Source organism: Marinobacter sp. X15-166B, from assembly GCF_001752365.1.
GTDB lineage: Bacteria > Pseudomonadota > Gammaproteobacteria > Pseudomonadales > Oleiphilaceae > Marinobacter.
The window spans coordinates 2,862,820-2,880,130 of sequence record NZ_MEIY01000001.1 but is presented as its reverse complement, the minus strand read 5'-3'; the positions used below and the strand labels follow the sequence as shown (position 1 = coordinate 2,880,130).

Here is a 17,311-nt window from a genome sequence, read left to right as displayed (position 1 = left end):
GGTGGCGGTCAGGCATGGCGTTAATCACCTTTGATGGCTTTGGACAGACCCATGAACTTGCTGTTCAGAAACTGAAAGCTGGCCTGATAATCCATGGCATTGCGCATAAAGCGGCTCTGTTCCTGCTGGGCGTCCACCGTGTTGCCGTCAATAGAAGGTTGATGGGGGGTGCGGTAGAGCAGGTCATTCGGGCCAGCCGCACCGGGGGCAGTGGCACCGTCGCCGATATGGCCGCGGTGGGTTGTGGCCATGCTCACACCGCTGGCCTGGTTCCGGGCCTGCTTCATCACCGCCTGAAAATCGATATCCCGGGCCTTGAAGCCGGGTGTGTCGGCATTGGCCAGATTGTGGGCCAACACTTCCGCACGCTGCACCCGCGCCTGCAGGGCGTGCTGATGAATCCCCAGTGCCTTGTCGAATGAAATTGCCATGCTGCCTCCGCAAATCCACACCGGCTGTCCAAAACCAAAAGTTGCCGGTTTCAGGTGTATGCAGGGATTAAAGCAATCACAATGCCAACATTGAAATTCTGCCCGAAAACAGGCGATTTCAGGCCAAAACCCTCGGAATGCGCCCGGTACAGGGCGCCCCAAGGCAGACGAACACCGGCCGTCGCGCCTCTGCCAAGGGGCAAACGGTCAAAAGCGGCAAGGCACTGCCTGCCACCCGGCCCTTTCCAACGGGCCTGGCGATCGCTGACTGTGTCACGGGGCACTGTTCCTGTCGGCAGAAACCCATAGTATGGTCATGGTCAGACCCATCAGGAGCCTACGCATGTCGCTGGACCCCACATCTTTGCGTCTGTTTGTTCGTGTGCTGGAGGCCGGCACCATCGCTGCAGTCGCTGAACAGGAGTTCATTGCCGCTTCAGCCGTCAGCAAGCGCATCAGTGAACTGGAAACCTGCCTGAACACCCAGTTACTGGTGCGCACCAACCGGGGGGTGGAGGGAACCCAGGCCGGTAAAGCTCTGGCGCAGCTCTCACGGGGAGTGCTGCACCAGCTGGATCAGGTGCACGCCCGGATGCACGAATACTCCCGGGGGGTGCGGGGCGAAGTACGCATCGTCGCCAACATCTCGGCCATCACCCAGTTCCTGCCGGCACAGCTGAAGGCCTTTCTGGACCAGCATCCCTTTATCCAGATTCGCCTGGAAGAGCGCATCAGTGCGGACATTGTGGACGCCGTGGCCCAGAACAGGGCCGACATCGGTATTTTTACCGAAGTGTCTGGCACCACCGAGGGTCTGACCATTCACCCCTACCGGTCCGACCGGCTGGTCCTGATTACCGCCAGCCAACACCCGCTCAGTCAGGCGCACAGCCTGAGCTTCAGCGACACTCTGGATTACAACTACGTGGGTCTGCACACCGGCAGTGCCATCAACAACCGATTGTTACAAGCCGCGGCCGCCGCCGAAAAAACCTTTCGCATGCGCATCCAGGTCACCAGTTACGAAGCCCTGCTGCGCATGGTGGAGCAGGATCTGGGTATCGGCATCATGCCCCAGGAGATCGCGGGCCCTTACGTGAATACCCACCGCATCAAGGCCGTTCCCCTGACCGACCGCTGGGCACACCGTAACCTGAAGCTGTGCACCAGCAACCAGCACCCCTTGTCGCAGGCGACGGTGCGCCTGCTCGAACACCTGACCGCCGGTGATTGATTCCTGCCATCGCCGTTGGCGATGGCAGCCTCACATTTAACCATTTTGGCATTTGCCGGTTCCAGCTCATGATTTAAGCCAACCATCTGACACCAATGCGCTAACAAGGTGAGCTGAACATGACCAAGGAATCGACCAGCCAGGGGGATCAACAACCGCCGCAGCCCCTGCAAGGCGTTCGCGTCCTCGAACTGGGGTCCCTGATTGCCGGGCCCTACGCCGCCAGCATTCTGGCCCAGTTCGGGGCCGACGTGATCAAGGTTGAACCGCCGGGCACCGGCGACCCGCTGCGGCGCTGGCGCAAAATGCACAAGGACACCTCGCTGTGGTGGTACTCTCAGAGCCGCAACAAGAAATCCCTGACCCTGAATCTGAAAGACCCGGACGCCCAGACCATCATTCACAAGCTGGTCAAAGAGTGTGACATAGTGATCGAAAATTTCCGTCCCGGCACGCTGGAGAAGTGGAATCTGGGCTGGGACCAGCTGTCGGCCATCAATCCCGCACTGATCATGATCCGGGTATCGGGCTACGGTCAGGACGGTCCCTACGCCTCCCGCCCGGGGTTTGCCGCCATCGCCGAATCGATCGGTGGCATGCGCTACCTGGCCGGTTACCCGGACCGGCCACCGGTACGCGCCGGCATCAGCATCGGCGACACCCTGGCCTCCCTGTACGGCGTAATCGGTGCGATGATGGCGATGCACCACCTGAAGGTAAATGGCGGCAAGGGCCAGTTCGTAGACGTGGCCCTGTATGAAGCCGTGTTCGGGGTGATGGAAAGCCTGATTCCCGAATACGGCATGTTCGGCTTCGTGCGCGAACGCACCGGCGCCAGCATGCCCGGCATTGCCCCCTCCAGCACCTACCGCAGCGGCGACAACCGTTACATAGTCATTGCCGCCAACAGCGACAGTATATTCAAGCGCCTGATGAGCGCCATCGGCCGCGCGGATCTGGCGGAAGATCCAGACCTGGCTCATAACGATGGCCGCGCAAGGCGCAGCGACGAGCTGGACGAGGCCATTGAAGCCTGGACGTCACAGCGTAATCTGGTGGACGCCCTGGCGGTTCTGGAACAGGCGGCCGTGCCGGCCAGCGGAATCAACACCGCCGCCGACATTTTTGACGACCCACACTTCCGGGCCCGCGACATGATCGTGGAACAACCGCTGCCCGGCGGCGGTGAGATCTCCTTACCGGGCATCGTACCAAAACTGAGCGCCACCCCCGGTACCACCCGCTGGCTGGGCCCCGATCTGGGCGAACACAACGACGAAATCCTCGCCAGCCTGGGCTACTCCGCCGCCGACATTCAGGCCCTGAAAGACAAGGACGTGATCTGATGTTTACCGAACTTCCCCAACGGATACGGGTCAACGAAGTGGTCACCCGGGACGGCTTTCAGAGCGAGCCGGAGTTTGTTCCCACGACCACCAAAGTGGAACTGATTAACGCCCTGGCCGGCCTGGGTCTAAATAAAATCGAGGTCACCTCCTTTGTGTCGCCCCGGGCGGTTCCCAATCTCCGTGACGCCGCAGAGGTGTTTGCGGCCATCACCAGAGACACCCCGACCCGCTATGTGGCGCTGGTGCCCAACCAGCAGGGCTGTGCTCGCGCGCTGGAGCTGGGCGTGGAAGAGATCAATCTGGTAATGTCAGTCAGCGAAAGCCATAACCTGGCCAATATGCGTATGACCTGCGAGCAGTCGTTGCAGCAATTCGGACAGATTGCCGATATGACCGCAGGCACCGGTATGCGCCTGAATGGCTCGCTGGCCACCAGTTTTGGCTGTCCCTTTGAAGGCCAGCCAACACAGGAGCGGATACTGGGTCTGGTCGACGCCTATCTTGAGCGTGGCTTGCACAGTCTGACGCTGGCGGACACCACCGGCATGGCGGCGCCCAATCAGGTACAGTCACTGTGCCAGGCGGTACGCGCACGCTGGCCGGAGCTGGAACTGACCCTGCATTTTCACAACACCCGCGGGCTCGGGCTTGCCAACGTACTGGCGGCCCTGGCTGCCGGTGTTGACCAGTTTGACGCCTCTCTGGGCGGGCTGGGCGGCTGCCCCTTTGCCCCGGGCGCTACCGGCAACATATGCACCGAAGACCTGGTTCATATGCTGACGGAAATGGGTCTGCAGACCGGCGTGGATCTCGACGGCCTGCTGTTGCAATCCGAGCGCCTTGCCGGGATCGTCAATCACGACCTGCCGGGACAGGTCCGCAAAGCCGGCCCGCGCCGCCAGACCCGGCCGCTGCCGCACTCGGTTAAGCAGTTGATGCAAGACGGCCGAACCTGAAAGGCCACCCCAATAAAACCAAAAATAAGGACTCACCATGAAACTGAAAACACTTTTGTGCACCGGCCTGCTGATGTCTGCCCTCGGGGCCCTGCCTGCCCAGGCAAGCACCACCCTGAAGGTAACTCTGCAGCTGCCGCTGACCCACCATCTGGGCCAGAATCTGGTCGATTTCAAAAACGAAGTGGAAACCACCAGCAACGGCGATCTGAAAATTCAGATTTTCCCCGCGGCCCAGCTGTACAAGGACAAAGAAGTCCATAACGCCGTCCGTTCCGGTGCCATCGAAATGGGCGTACTGAGTGTGACCCAGCTGGCGGGCACCATCCCCGCGATCGACGTGTTCTATGTCCCCTTCATGTTTCCCAGCAACGACAAGGTGGTCAAGGCGACCGAGCCCGGCAGCCCGGTGCGCACCCTGCTGGACGATGAAATCATAAAAACCGGTGCCCGCCCCTTGTGGTGGCAGGCTTACGGGGGGGTTGCGCTGCTGTCCAAGCGGAAACCCATCCACCACCCGGAAGATATGGAAGGCATGAAAGTGCGTGTGTTCGGCAAAACCCTGGGTGAGTTTGCCCGTTCAGTGGGTGCCGCTCCCACGGTCATGGCGGGGTCGGAACAGTTTCTCGCCTATCAGCGTGGCACAGTCGATGCGGGCATGACCGGCGTTACCGCAGTGGGCCCCCGCAAGCTGTACCAGGTGATGGATCATCTGACCCTGACCAACCACGCCAACATCGAGTTCATGACCATCATTAATGAGAAAGTCTGGCAGGGTTTGTCGGACCGTGAACGGACCATTCTGCAAAACGCGGCGGTGAAAGTTGAAAAGCAGTTGCGCGACAAGATCCAGTCCCTGGAATCCGACGCCATTGCCAACGCCAAAAACGAAATGAACGTGATTGAACTCAGCCCGGAAGACATTGCCAGGTGGCAGCAAGCAACCAGCCCGGTGCTCAACAGCTTTATCGACAACGCCGGCCCGCTGGGACAGCAAGTGATTGACGCTGCACGCGCACTCTGATTCCAGCCACACCCTCCCGTGAACGGTCGCCTGCCTGGCGGGCGACCGTTTTGGTTCGTTCTTTGCAGTCGGGATCAATCATGTCGGATGTGAACACTTCACCAACAGACCCACAGGCGTGGCGCGCCCATCACCCCTCTTTATGGGTGCGCACCAACCACGCCCTGGTCACCCTGTGCGGGCGGTTGGCGGCTGCCCTGTTTGCGGTAGTCGCCGCCATGATCACCTACGAGGTGGTCGCCCGGTACGTCTTTCTGTCACCCACCATCTGGGTGGAAGACCTGACCCTGTTGTGCCAGATATGGGCCACCTGCCTGGGCGCCAGCTGGTTGCTGCAACATCAGGCGCTGATCCGCATTGATATGCTGATCGGCCGTTTCGGGCCGCGCCTGCGGGCGGTCGCAGAGCTGTGGTCGCTGCTGGTGATCGCGCTCTTCTCAGCCTGGGTCACCTGGTACGGAGCCGATATCGTCAGCGACGGCATCGCCATCAACGCCGCCTCGGCCTCGATGCTGGGCCTGCCCATGTGGGTCACCAAAAGCGCCATTCCACTGGGGTTTGGCCTGCTGTGCATTCAATGTCTGACCGAAGCCGCGCTGGTGCTGGCGGGTCACCTCCAGTCCGCCGAAGAGGTTAACGTCTGATGATTGTTGCGTTGATTATATTTGCCCTGCTGATGCTGCTGCTGTCCGGGGTACCCGTGGCGTTTGTGCTGGGCGGCCTCGGCCTGGCCATGTTGTTGCTGGCGGACATGTCGCCGCTGATGGTACCCATGGCACTGCACGCCTCCTTCGACAGCTTTATCCTGCTGTCTGTGCCGCTGTTTCTGTTGATGTCCAACATCCTGTTGCAGGGGGGCGTCGGCAAAGATCTGTTCAACGCGGTGCAGTCCTGGGTGGGTCATTGGCCGGGTGGCCTGGGCATCGCCACCATTGCATCCTGCACCATCTTCTCAGCCATTTCGGGGTCGTCTGTGGCCACCGCCGCCACCATTGGCAGCGTCGCCATCAAGGAAATGACCGACCGGGGCTACCATCGGCCGTTTGTATTGGGGCTGATTGCTGCGGGCGGCACCCTGGGCATTCTGATTCCGCCGTCGATTCCCATGATCGTCTACGGGGTGATCACCGAAGAGTCCATTGTCGACCTGTTTCTGGCGGGCATAGGGCCGGGGCTGATCATGGCCGGTGGTTTCATTGCCTTCAGCTTTCTGTACGCCACCTTCGGCAAAGCCTGCACGCCGGTGCCCAAGGCGTCCAGCCGCGAGCGCAATGCGGCCACCTTGCGCGCCTTGCCCATTGTCCTGTTGGCGGTGGTCATCATTGGCGGTATTTATGCGGGCATCTTCACCCCCACGGAATCCGCTGCCATTGGCGTGGCTCTATCCTTACTGCTGGTACTGGCCCTGAAAACCTTCAGCTGGGACGGCTTCAAAGTGGCGTGCATGGCCACCATGAAAACCACGATCACCATCTTCCTGATCATGGCCGGTGCCAAAGTGTTCGGCAAAGCCATCACCCTCTATCAGATTCCGCAGGAAATCTCGATGTTCGTCAGCCTGCACATAGGCTCCACCGGGCTGTTCATCCTGGCGGTGTGCCTGATCCTGCTGCTGATGGGTTTCTTCCTGGAATCCATATCCATGTTGCTGATCATGATGCCGGTGCTGTACCCCTCGCTGGCTCCGCTGGGGATTGACCCTATCTGGTTCGGGATCATTTTCGTGATCATGATCGAGTGCGCCCTGATTACCCCACCCGTGGGGCTTAATCTGTTCGTCATCCAGGCCGTGGCCGGGGGCAAGGTGGTGGAAGTTGTGCGCGGCGTGTGGCCGTTCATCCTGTTGATGCTTGGCTGCCTGCTGATCGTCTACTTCTTCCCCATCGTGGCGCTTTACCTGCCCTTCTACCTGTAACAAAACGCCGGGGCGTGCCCCGGGTATTGACCTGGTGTATCAGAATCCGGACGGGTCAAGCCGATAAGAGGAACCAGCGGAAAATTTTGCTGGCCCCTCTTATTCTGATTGACGGAATAACAATAATCTCAGGCTGGGACATCTGCCTGGGCGATGGGAAAAACCCCGCGCTAGGATCAACTACTCAAGAAACACGACTTCTACAATAATCACATCCTGGTAATCGCCTGCCAGCTTATTCGTATGGGGTTCTATACGCGCCGACAGTCTATGGGGTCTGGAGCGCTGAATAGCGGTCATGCCGTTTGCCCTGACCCGTGCCGGTGCGGAAAGGGTAAGGCGCTCATTGTCGAGCCAGGCAGCGTATGGAATACGGGCTTGCCCACCGATTTCTTGTCGATGGACCAGATGCCCTTGATTTTCGGAACTAATATTGAGCGCGTACGACACGTTGGATCGCACAAACAGAAAAGCAGATCTCTCTTTGCCCGGCAATAATGCGCCAAAGTTCATGCCACCTCCCCCTTTGGCGGAATACCCATGGCTGGCCTGTCCCGTCAAGCTGATGTCCGCTTCAGGGCGGACATGAATGGCGAGCGGCAGCTCAATCTCTGCGATGGCCGAATTGCCGTCCCACGCTTTCAGATTGACCCGATCGGTATAGCGCCCAGGACTTGAAAAACGTCCCGGTGCAACAAAGGCGCGCAACCCGAGGGCCTGATTTTGTCTATCCGTTATCAACAATTGTCCCGGTACGGCAGAGATGCCATTAACCTCAATGTTTCGCCCTGAAGACCCCTTGAGCTGGTAGGGCAAGGTGCCACCCGGTCCGACCAGGGCATTGTTGTTGGTGCTATCAAAGGTGAAGCTGAGGTTAGGACAGTCGCTAGTCTCCACGTTTACCGTTAACGCAATGACGCTGACGCCAGGGCCGAGCATGCTGTAGGGGCGCTGGTTATCTTGGCGAACGCCCTTGAATGAGACCTCACAGGCCGCCTCAACCGCAGACGCTGACAACCCCGCGATCACTGCCAGGGCGGTTGTCATGGCTATCAAATAGCTTCTCATTGCTCATCGTCCTGAATGATAGTCCCTAAGTCCATGTAACCAACCTGGTCGGCAGGAATCGAAAATTGCGCCTTCCGACCCGATCCAAAATCTATTTCGTAAGTCCCCGGCTCAAGCTTTTGCACCACAAAGCGACCGTTGCGATTGGTAAAGGTTTGTCGGTCTGGAAAGTCCCGCCCATCGGTGGGACGAACGATCCCAGCCTTCAACGCCATATTCGCAGCTGACGCAACGGTGCCGATTGCAACAACGTTGGCTCCGGAGCCCGCCGTGAAATGGGAGCCTGATTTATAGGTGGCGACCACGTGGTGGTTAGTGTTGCCCAGATCGTAGCCAGATGGCAGGTTGTCAGCTCGCCAGCTGATTTCTTGTTTTCGATAACTCGATATAGAGGGTATGACCGCCGAACCAAAGTTGTTCGCTATGGCAGTAGGCCCTGCCAGTGTTTCGTTCACCAGTATTTTCGTATCGGACAGGGTTTGATGGCGTGTTACCAGTACAAATGCATCGTATACGGGCCTTGAGAGGGCTGCGTGACCATCCGTTATCACGAATGCCCCACTGAACTCGAGCAGTGTCCGCTCTTCAGTTTCACCTTCAAAAAAGCCTTCTTGAGCATAGTCATGGGTTGCACCGGCAACAAAGCGATTGGCGGTATAGCTTAGGGATCCGGATGCACGATGCTCCTCTTCGTTTTGAGTAACCCTCACAATCTCCGCTGATCCGGACCAGTCACCAACGACGTTGACGGGAAAATCGCTGTAATTCAGGCCTGTCGTTTTGCGAAGGCGATCATAACGGCCTCTTAACTGCCGTCCGTTACCCAAAGGGACACTGATGCCTGCAAAAATGCTTGTCTCATCCTCGTCGGATTCAACATGGTCGATAAAAACATTGGAAGTGAACCACCGAAATCTTCTGGACAGAGAGATGCTGACACCCTTTTCATCCGCCCCTCTATGTTGGTGAGCCTGCGCTTTTCGAACCGCAAGCCCGATAAAAACATCGCCTGGCAATGCCCCGGAAACCCTCGCTTGATGTTGGTATCGATACGTGGAGTTTGGATCATCCTGACCAAGCGACATGTAATTGCGCTCATTGAATATTGATGCAAACTGAACCGAGACGGCGCGTATAGATCCGCTATCCGGCAGGGCTGTTTTCCATCTCGCAGCGCCAGCAGATGCTCTACCGCTGGTTTCGGATTCACTGCTACTTGCGGTTACTCCAAATGTGCCGATAGGAGTACCAACAAGGGTTTCAATGCCATAGATTTTAAGGTCTTGTTCCCCCTGTATCTGGACCCCAGCCGTCAGATTGTTGGTAATTCCATAGCGATAGAACCCCGAAGCCGCGGGCCTGTCAAAATCGTAGGCGATTTTTTGCTGAAATCCCTCTTGTCGCCGATACCCCGCGTTCAGTGAAAACTCACTGATTCCACGCTTGAGAAGACTGCTGTCAAGGAAGAGAGAATATGAGATTTTTTCAACACGGCCGAGGTCATCTGTAACGAGCAGCTCAATGTCATTCAATCCCTCAGCAAAAGAGAAGTCGCTCAGATTGTAGCGTCCCGGGGTTAGTCTTTGGGTTGACTGAAGAATTCCGTTTACAAAAACTTCAACACGCGAGGCTTTATCGACCGTGAATGTCTGCTGTCCGGTTGCTGTGATGTTATTGAACGGCTGAAGTGTCTGATAAAGCCGTTCAATGGACATGCCCAAAAGGTTTGGTGCACCCTGAAACTCTCCACTTTGATATGAAACATCGCCGAATGCATACCGTATGGCGTTGCTTTGGTCATCAATGATCAACCGAGTTTCATCACGAGCCCAGGACACCTCTTCCTCTTCATCGTATACAGCTGCCCACTCCAGGGTGACGGGCCCTAAAAAGCCGAAGTTGAGGGCACCATCCAGAAACCCCCTGAGAGGCTGTGCGCCTTTTTCTGAAAGGCCACTTTGGTGAACATAGCCCTGATTGATATTGTAATTCATGTAGGCGGATATATTAGCCAGGGAGTCAGCAGCGAAAGCGGTGGACCGCCTGGCTGAGCTTACACTTTTCAACTTACGCTGGGCTTCTGTTGGACGTATGGCAACTTTCAATGTGGCCTGGTTAAAATCTATTCCAAGGCCAGCCTTTTCGAAACCCTCAACTGATATGTCACCGCCTTCATCGCTTTCCGCCAATATCGCGGCAAGGAAAGCCGGCTCAAGATGATTTTCCACTACCCGTACGAAGGACGCGCCATCCACAAACATGAGATTCATGCCCTTCAACCCTACGGTAACTGCTCCAACTTCAAATTCATCGATCACCAGAGGCAAATCCATTACAAACCGGGCTTCGTCTGCGTACGCGCAGAAGGACAGAAAACACAACAAGCTGAACGCCAGCCTCATTGCTATTCCTCCACATTCGAAGGAATAGAACGTGCCCTTACCCGGACTCCTTGATATTCAGTATCTGGACCCAACGCTGCTGATGGATCAAAAATGAGCGATTCACCGGGTAACAGGGCATCCGATTTAAGTCGTTTGGCCAGAGTTTCCCCTTTAACATGCCTCCATCCATGGCGAGTTCTGAGCTGGAGGTCAAATGTGCTATACAGCACCGCGCCGGTATCGACGTTGGCGATGACAATATGCTTCCGGGAATACAGATCGGCCTTTATATTTTTATAAGTACCGGGATTGATATGAACCGGTACCAGTAACCTGAAGGAAAAAGCAACCTGATGGTTGCTCGATTGAGACCTGCCGGTAATATTCAGCGATTCCACTACAAGATAAAAAGAGCCAGTCTGGCAATCTGAATCGCTCCCCTTGTGCTTTATTATGACGGTTACAGACGTTCTGGGTACAATGTAAGCTTGAGGAAGAGAGAGAGTGATGCATTCATTTTTCAATAATGCATCTTCTTCTGTATCGGGACGTCTTTGACGTATTGACATCTCAATAGCCAAAGGGGATGAACTATCCCCCATTATCCTGATTTCTTGAAATGTATCAGTAGCACTGTCAAAAACGATCTGTGTGGGAGTCACACCCAGCGCCCAAACTGGAGCTATCCAGATGAACAAGAATACTGACGAACACCTTGCTATCATTATTTTGCTATCGACACCCTTGGCCTGCCTTTTTCGTTAGGTATGACTATAGTTCTCTTTCCTGAAGGAGTAAGCAATGTCCGGCCAGCAATGTTAGCTAGTTCGCTACCAGTGTATGTTTTGGTCTCAAAGTGGATCCTGACATCATTGAGATAAATAAAGCGATTCCCTGAATTCCCCAGTGTCAAGCGAACACCTTCTGTGGATTCAGCAACCTTTAAAATTGATACCTCAGGCTTTGCCTGGGACGAGACAACGTGAACAGACGCTCCCATTCGCAACAGAGTCTGCAACATAGATTCATCTTTTCCGGTCAGTTCAACTGGAATCTCTTTGGCAAACAAAGTGAAGGATCTTGAGGCTTCTGGAGCCTGATCCACCCACTGAACACGAACGGCCTGTGCCTCTCCCGACTTAATAATTGCTTGCGGGGGAAATATCAGAAACAGATCATCTGCAGCAGTGAACGTTTCTGCTCCATCCTCGCTGACAGTGCGCTCAACAATCTCAAACTCGACAGGCAAGGTAACTTTTCTGGGGTTTTTCAAATTAAGGGTGATGCCACTGGCATCTGCTGGGAGGTTTATGACTGAAACTGTGGGCGTAAGTTGAAACGCAAACGTATTGTTTGCAATGACGAGTCCCGCAACCACAATCAGCAGATAAGCCGTCCCCGCTACTACGAAATTGCCACTTTTCAGCATGGTAAACCTCTTTGCGCAAATGTATCGGCCCGAGCCATACAGGCTCGGACCAACCTCACATCAAATCGGGTGATAGTCAGTTAGGAACGACTGTTGCAGTAATCGTGTCGGTGTAGTCACCCGCAACGACTGCAGGCATATCAAGCTGAACTTTCAGTGAACGAGTCTGGACAGCATTAGTGACCGCTGGCCAGCCAGCCCAGGTCTGGGGGCTTGCCAGAGACACACCTGTCGAGAATGGTGATCCCGAAATAAGCAATTTGTAGGGCACTTCATTGCCATCGCTAACCATTTTGCCAAGATTTGCGGATTCAAAAGTGACAGACGCAGAACCGCCGTAATTACAGGTTACGCTCATTGACTCAGACCCCTGAACATCTGTGTCCGTCATATCAAGGGCATCAAATGGACCGTCCAGGAATGCTGTTACGCCGCACGCTTTGGGCAAGGTGCCACTTAGTGGGACTTCAACAGACGTGTTCGCATTTGCAAAGCCAACGGCAGTTGCGAGTAACGCGACGGAGGTTAAAGTTCTCAGTTTCATAGCCAGTATCCTTACCGTTAGGTTTTTGAAATCGCATCTTCAGAATGAAAGCTGCGAGCCCGGAACGATAAGGCACATTCACGGCCACCTTCAGAAAAACTATTTAATAACAGATAGATACCAGTAGAGACTTTAATCTGCGCTCATATTTATGCCGAGCCATGTATAATTTATGGACATAAAAACAGAAATATTTGTCGAAAAACGGCATAAACCCAATTATTCGGCAAACTATATGTAAACTTTACCGACACATAGAGACCGTGAAAACGACCACCTCTCACTTGTCGAATGCTTCCAGAACGCAGGTGTGGTCGTGGTTAATAAGTTTTAAAATCAGATAGATAGATGTGTAAATGGGTGTAAAGTTTTCCGACACAAATCCTTATTTAACTTGTTTTTCTGCGTAGGGGGAGCACCCTATCTGTCGGGATGGGTAGCCATTTCTGCCGCATTGGCTCCCTTCAGAAAGCGGTTGTCAGTTCCCTTATTTCTTGACAGGACTGAGCCATAACCGTTATGCGTTGGAGTTCACCGGCCTTCGGCCTGGGTGCTCTATCAGGTGAGGATTTGCGGGCTGGACGCGGCTGGCAGGATGTGTATCCCGGTTAAGGAAGCACCTAAGCGGTCTGATTCCACAGTATCGCAGGTGCTTCCAACAGGTTCATCAGCTAATCCGGCCACGCACCCGCAAACAGGTGCAAGCGCGTGCCCCGGCTGTGTTCGTATGGCATAGTCTCCGCGGCGCAAACCTTACTGGTCGGTGTGCGGCCAGCGGCTCACCTTGTCGGCCACTTCCGGGCGGGGCACCCTGGGTTTTGCCCGTTCGACCGTGCCGACGTACAAAAAGCCGGAGATTTTCTCATGGTCGGCGAGCCCGAGTCCCTGTTCCACCACGTCGCTGTGGGCAGGGCTGCCGGTGCGCCACATGGCTCCATAACCGGCTGCGTCCAACGCCAGCGCCAGATACCCCATGCCAACGGCGGCTGACATGGCCTGCTCCACCGGGGGCACTTTGGGGTGTTCCCGATAAGAGGTGATACCAACAATAATCATGGGAGCACGCAACGGGCTCTGACGCACCCGGGCACAGCGTTCAGCGTGATTCGGGTCGTTTGCGTCCAGCGAGTCGGCAAACAGCTCGCCCAGCGCATGCAGCCCTTCCCCTTCGATCACCAGGTAGCGCCAGGGGCGCAACAGCGCATGATCCGGTGCGGTGAAGGCACATTGAAAGGCCGCGTCCAATGTGGCCTGGTCGGGTGCCGGGGCGGTCAGCCGTGGCTCGGAAGCGCGATTCAGTATCGCGCAGATCACATCATTCATACTCACAAACTCCCAAACGAATGAACCGCAACGCCAACAAAATTGTTAGCGTTCAAATATACTGTTAATCTTTTGTCATAATTGCTTGACCATAACAACGATAATGAGCCGGATGATCATGGACAACCAAAGGGAATTCAACAACTTTGCCGAATTTTATCCCCACTATCTGGAAGAACACCGCAACCGCACCTGCAGACGGCTGCACTTCACCGGCAGTGCTCTGGTTTTAGTCGTCGCCACTTACGCCCTCTTGTCCGGAAAGCTCATGCTCTTATGGTTGCTGCCGATCATTGGTTATGGTTTTGCCTGGGCCGGTCATTTCTGGTTTGAACGCAACCGGCCCGCGACTTTCAAACACCCGCTGTACAGCCTGATGGGAGACTGGGTGATGTTCAAGGACATGCTGCTCGGGAAAATCCGCTTCTGATATGAACGAAACCCACTCTATACCCGTAAAAATCCCGGTGCTCGAACTCGAGGACCAGTCCATCAACCCGGATCATACTCTTCGGGTGCTGGCCTACGGCGCTGCCGGCTCCATCATGGCCGCAGGCATTTACGACGGCATCTTCGAGCCCTGGATCTGGGCGCTGATTGCCATGACCCTCATCTGGCCCCACGTTGCGTACTACCTCTCTCGCCGGACCCCGGCGATAAAATCCTCCGCCCTCCGGCAACGGCTGCTGATGGCCGATTGCGTGATTGGCGGCCTGGTGATCGGCCTTCCGGGGCTTGTCGCCGTGCCCTCGCTGGCGCTGTTGCTGATGGTGTGTTTCAGCTGCCTGATCGCGGGGGGGGTCAGGCGGTGCCTGTTGGGGCTGACGCTGCTGATCCCCACCATTTTGCTGGGGGTGGCCATTACCGGTGTTGACACCTTGAGCCACTCCCCGCTGCTGACCAGCACCGTGGCCTTGCTCACCACCGGCCTGTACATCTGCTTCACCGCCTATTACTCACACCAGCAAGCCCGTGTGCTGATGCTCGCCAAAACCCAGATCAAGAACCAGCGGGAGCAATCCATCGCCCTGTCCCACAAACTGTCCAAATACCTGTCGCCCCAGGTGTGGCAGTCGATCTTTACCGGCGAACGGGATGTGCGCCTGGAAACCCAGCGGAAAAAACTGGCGATTTTTTTCTCGGACATCAAGGGCTTTACCGAACTGGCCGAGGAAATGGAACCCGAGGCCCTGACCGAACTGCTCAACCACTACTTCAACGAAATGTCCCAGCTGGCGCTGCGCCACGGCGGCACCATCGACAAATTTGTGGGTGACTCCATCCTCGTATTTTTTGGCGACCCCACCAGCAAGGGCCAACGGGACGACGCCATCGCCTGCGTGTCCATGGCCATCGACATGCGCAAGCACATGAAAATCCTGCGGCAAAAATGGCAGAGCATGGGCATCAAAACGCCCCTGCAAATTCGCATGGGTATCAGCACCGGCTACACCACGGTAGGTAACTTTGGCGCAGAAAACCGCATGGATTACACCATCATCGGCAAGGAGGTGAACCTGGCCAGCCGGCTTGAGTCCCTGGCCGATCCGGGCGAAATTCTGGTGTCCCACGAGACTTTCTCACTGATCAAAGACACCATCATGTGCCGGGACAAGGGCGAAATCACCGTACGCGGGTTCAGTCGCCCGATTCCCATTTATGAAGTGGTGGATTTTCGCCGTAACATGGGCCCCAACCGCAGTTTTCTGGAGCACGAACACAACGGTTTCGCCATGTATATGGATTCCGAAAAAATCACCAGCAAAGAACGGGTCGCCATCCTGTCTGCCCTGGAGAACGCCGCCAAACACCTGCGCCAGCAGCAGAACTGACTGCGAGCGCTATTGCCTTACCAGCCGCACCAGCGGTGCCGATCCCGGCTGGGTGCTGCGCCAGGGGTTGATGTCCAGTCCCCCGCGCCGGGTGTAGCGGGCGCACACGGTTAACTGCTCCGGCTGGCAGCGCGCCATGATATCGGTGAACACGGTTTCCACGCAGTGCTCGTGAAAATCCTGCTGTTGCCGGAAGCCCACTACATATTGCAGCAATTGCGGGCGGGCGATCTGCGGCCCGGTGTACTCAATCAACAAGGAACCCCAATCGGGCTGACCGGTCACCGGGCAGTTGCTTTTGAGCAGATGGGAGCAGAGTTGTTCGGTGACCCGCGGACCGGTGGCCTGCAGCAGCTCCGGCCGGTACTGGTAGTCCACCGAGGTCACCGGCTCACCGTCAATCAGCTGGTAGCCCTCGGGACGGCCGACTGCGGCCACCGCCTCGTCCACGCTGTACAAATCAACCGTGACCGCCGCCCCCACCAGACTGGACAGATCCCGGCTGATCAGCTCGCGCACCTGGTCGGTGGTGGAGAACACCGTCTGGTTGAGCGAGTTCAGGTAGAGCTTCAAGGATTTGGATTCAATCAATGAAGCCGAGGCGGCCGGCACCCGGATAACCCCCCAGACAACCGCCGGTACACCGTTGGGTTGCAACCAGGAAATTTCCCAGGCCTGCCATAAATCTTCCCCGAACCAGGGCCAGCGACCGTCCGCAAGCGCGATCCGCCGACGGTTGTCGTCCCGGGGCACCGGAAACAACAAGTCCGGGCTGTATTTATCGGGGTATTCACTGTGCTTCCCCAGCGGAGCCTTATCAAGAGCCATAACCTATCCTTTCAACCATTCTCGGCGTCAGTGGCGAATGCCTTTACCTTTTTTCAACATCCGCAACGCAATGCAGGAGAGCGCTGCGATGAATAACACGATCATTCCGAGCGAGACGTACACATTCACATCGGACACCCCCAGAATGCCGTACCGGAACGCATTGACCATATACAGAATGGGGTTGGCCATGGACACCATGTACCAGAAGTCGGACAACAGATCGACGGAATAGAATACCCCGCCCAGATAGGTTAATGGAGTCAGTACAAAAACGGGTACGATGGACACGTCATCAAACTTGGTGGCCAGCATGGCATTGATGAACCCGCCAATCGAGAACAGCGCCGAGGTCAGCACCACGGTGACAATCACCAGCCACAGGTTATTGATGTTCAGGTCGGTGAACCCCAGCGACAGCAGGGTAACAATCACCCCGATGCTCAGCCCCCGGGCCATGCCACCGCACACGTAACCCGCCAGAATGATCCAGTCAGGGATGGGCGACACCAGCAACTCTTCCACACTGCGCTGAAACTTCATGGAAAAAAACGACGACACCACGTTGGAGTAGGAGTTGGTGATCACCGCCATCATGATCAGGCCCGGCACAATAAACGCCATGTAATCGAACCCGCCCATCTCCCCGATGCGCGGTCCGATCAGATTGCCGAAGATAATAAAGTACAGGGTCATGGTAACCGCCGGGGGCAGCAGCGTCTGCGGCCAGATCCGGGTGAACCGGCGAATTTCCCGAATCAGAATGGTTTGAAACGCTGTTATTCTGGCCTGTGCGTTCACTCCGAAACCTCCATTTGTGCTGCGTTTTCTTCAACCATTTTGACGAACAGCTCTTCCAGCCGGTTGGCCTTGGTACGCATGCTCAACACCCGCACCCCGAGCTGTTCCAGTTGCAGAAACACCGGGTTGAGCCCCTGCCCTTTTTTCCACCTCTACTTCCAGGGCGCCGTCGTCTGTCAGGCGTGCCTTGAAG

General features: G+C 56.1%; 17 protein-coding genes and 1 pseudogene. 8 read left to right on the top strand and 10 right to left on the bottom strand.

Annotated elements, in window-relative coordinates:
• Positions 1-20 precede the first annotated feature (20 nt).
• Positions 21-431 (bottom strand): flagellar basal body rod protein FlgB, encoded by a 411-nt coding sequence (gene flgB / locus BG841_RS13515; protein WP_070058128.1) that lies wholly within the window; start codon positions 429-431, stop codon positions 21-23.
• A gap of 343 nt (positions 432-774) precedes the next feature.
• On the opposite strand from flgB, the gene BG841_RS13510 reads away from it, so the two are divergent.
• The 6 genes from BG841_RS13510 (at position 775) to BG841_RS13485 (ending at position 6,909) form a co-directional block, all read left to right on the top strand.
• Complete coding sequence (locus tag BG841_RS13510) at positions 775-1,665, top strand: LysR substrate-binding domain-containing protein (protein ID WP_070058127.1); 891 nt, start codon at positions 775-777, stop codon at positions 1,663-1,665.
• A 119-nt stretch (positions 1,666-1,784) separates the two neighbouring features.
• Positions 1,785-3,011 carry a CaiB/BaiF CoA transferase family protein gene (locus BG841_RS13505; RefSeq protein ID WP_070058126.1) on the top strand — a complete coding sequence of 409 codons (1,227 nt, stop codon included), beginning with the start codon at positions 1,785-1,787 and terminating at the stop codon, positions 3,009-3,011.
• The gene (locus BG841_RS13500; protein ID WP_070058125.1) at positions 3,011-3,970 is read left to right on the top strand and encodes a hydroxymethylglutaryl-CoA lyase; all 960 of its coding nucleotides are present in this window, start codon (positions 3,011-3,013) and stop codon (positions 3,968-3,970) included. Before BG841_RS13505 ends, BG841_RS13500 begins: the two co-directional genes overlap by 1 nt.
• A gap of 37 nt (positions 3,971-4,007) precedes the next feature.
• Positions 4,008-4,994: a TRAP transporter substrate-binding protein DctP gene (gene dctP / locus BG841_RS13495; RefSeq protein WP_070058124.1), complete on the top strand. Its 987-nt coding sequence runs from the start codon at positions 4,008-4,010 to the stop codon at positions 4,992-4,994.
• An 80-nt stretch (positions 4,995-5,074) separates the two neighbouring features.
• The gene (locus tag BG841_RS13490; protein ID WP_070058123.1) at positions 5,075-5,638 is read left to right on the top strand and encodes a TRAP transporter small permease; all 564 of its coding nucleotides are present in this window, start codon (positions 5,075-5,077) and stop codon (positions 5,636-5,638) included.
• Positions 5,638-6,909 carry a TRAP transporter large permease gene (locus BG841_RS13485; RefSeq protein WP_070058122.1) on the top strand — a complete coding sequence of 424 codons (1,272 nt, stop codon included), beginning with the start codon at positions 5,638-5,640 and terminating at the stop codon, positions 6,907-6,909. The genes BG841_RS13490 and BG841_RS13485 overlap by 1 nt, the downstream gene beginning before the upstream one ends.
• Positions 6,910-7,089: 180 nt before the next feature.
• Here BG841_RS13485 and BG841_RS13480 read toward each other — a convergent pair whose 3' ends face one another.
• The 6 genes from BG841_RS13480 to BG841_RS13465 form a co-directional block, all read right to left on the bottom strand.
• Positions 7,090-7,977 carry a hypothetical protein gene (locus BG841_RS13480; protein ID WP_070058121.1) on the bottom strand — a complete coding sequence of 296 codons (888 nt, stop codon included), beginning with the start codon at positions 7,975-7,977 and terminating at the stop codon, positions 7,090-7,092.
• Positions 7,974-10,295 (bottom strand): fimbria/pilus outer membrane usher protein, encoded by a 2,322-nt coding sequence (locus BG841_RS13475; protein WP_158007616.1) that lies wholly within the window; start codon positions 10,293-10,295, stop codon positions 7,974-7,976. The genes BG841_RS13480 and BG841_RS13475 overlap by 4 nt, the downstream gene beginning before the upstream one ends.
• A gap of 86 nt (positions 10,296-10,381) precedes the next feature.
• Positions 10,382-11,059 (bottom strand): hypothetical protein, encoded by a 678-nt coding sequence (locus BG841_RS16930; RefSeq protein WP_141737103.1) that lies wholly within the window; start codon positions 11,057-11,059, stop codon positions 10,382-10,384.
• 26 nt (positions 11,060-11,085) lie between these two features.
• Positions 11,086-11,790 (bottom strand): fimbria/pilus periplasmic chaperone, encoded by a 705-nt coding sequence (locus tag BG841_RS13470; protein ID WP_070058119.1) that lies wholly within the window; start codon positions 11,788-11,790, stop codon positions 11,086-11,088.
• Between the two features lie 76 nt (positions 11,791-11,866).
• Entirely contained in the window at positions 11,867-12,334 is a 468-nt protein-coding gene (locus BG841_RS16925; RefSeq protein WP_074454357.1) for a spore coat protein U domain-containing protein, read from the bottom strand.
• Positions 12,335-13,087: 753 nt separating this feature from the next.
• Positions 13,088-13,657 (bottom strand): nitroreductase family protein, encoded by a 570-nt coding sequence (locus BG841_RS13465; protein WP_070058118.1) that lies wholly within the window; start codon positions 13,655-13,657, stop codon positions 13,088-13,090.
• 118 nt (positions 13,658-13,775) lie between these two features.
• On the opposite strand from BG841_RS13465, the gene BG841_RS13460 reads away from it, so the two are divergent.
• Positions 13,776-14,087: a DUF962 domain-containing protein gene (locus BG841_RS13460; protein WP_070058841.1), complete on the top strand. Its 312-nt coding sequence runs from the start codon at positions 13,776-13,778 to the stop codon at positions 14,085-14,087.
• A 1-nt stretch (position 14,088) separates the two neighbouring features.
• The gene (locus BG841_RS13455) at positions 14,089-15,489 is read left to right on the top strand and encodes an adenylate/guanylate cyclase domain-containing protein (RefSeq protein WP_083260267.1); all 1,401 of its coding nucleotides are present in this window, start codon (positions 14,089-14,091) and stop codon (positions 15,487-15,489) included.
• A gap of 9 nt (positions 15,490-15,498) precedes the next feature.
• On the opposite strand, the gene queF is transcribed toward BG841_RS13455, so the two are convergent.
• From queF to BG841_RS17460, 3 genes and pseudogenes are all read right to left on the bottom strand, one after another.
• The gene (queF, locus tag BG841_RS13450) at positions 15,499-16,317 is read right to left on the bottom strand and encodes an NADPH-dependent 7-cyano-7-deazaguanine reductase QueF (protein WP_070058117.1); all 819 of its coding nucleotides are present in this window, start codon (positions 16,315-16,317) and stop codon (positions 15,499-15,501) included.
• A 27-nt stretch (positions 16,318-16,344) separates the two neighbouring features.
• Positions 16,345-17,118: an ABC transporter permease gene (locus BG841_RS13445; protein ID WP_070058116.1), complete on the bottom strand. Its 774-nt coding sequence runs from the start codon at positions 17,116-17,118 to the stop codon at positions 16,345-16,347.
• Positions 17,115-17,311 (bottom strand): annotated as a pseudogene (locus tag BG841_RS17460) (ABC transporter ATP-binding protein); the annotation flags it as partial. The pseudogene BG841_RS17460 and the gene BG841_RS13445, both read right to left, overlap by 4 nt.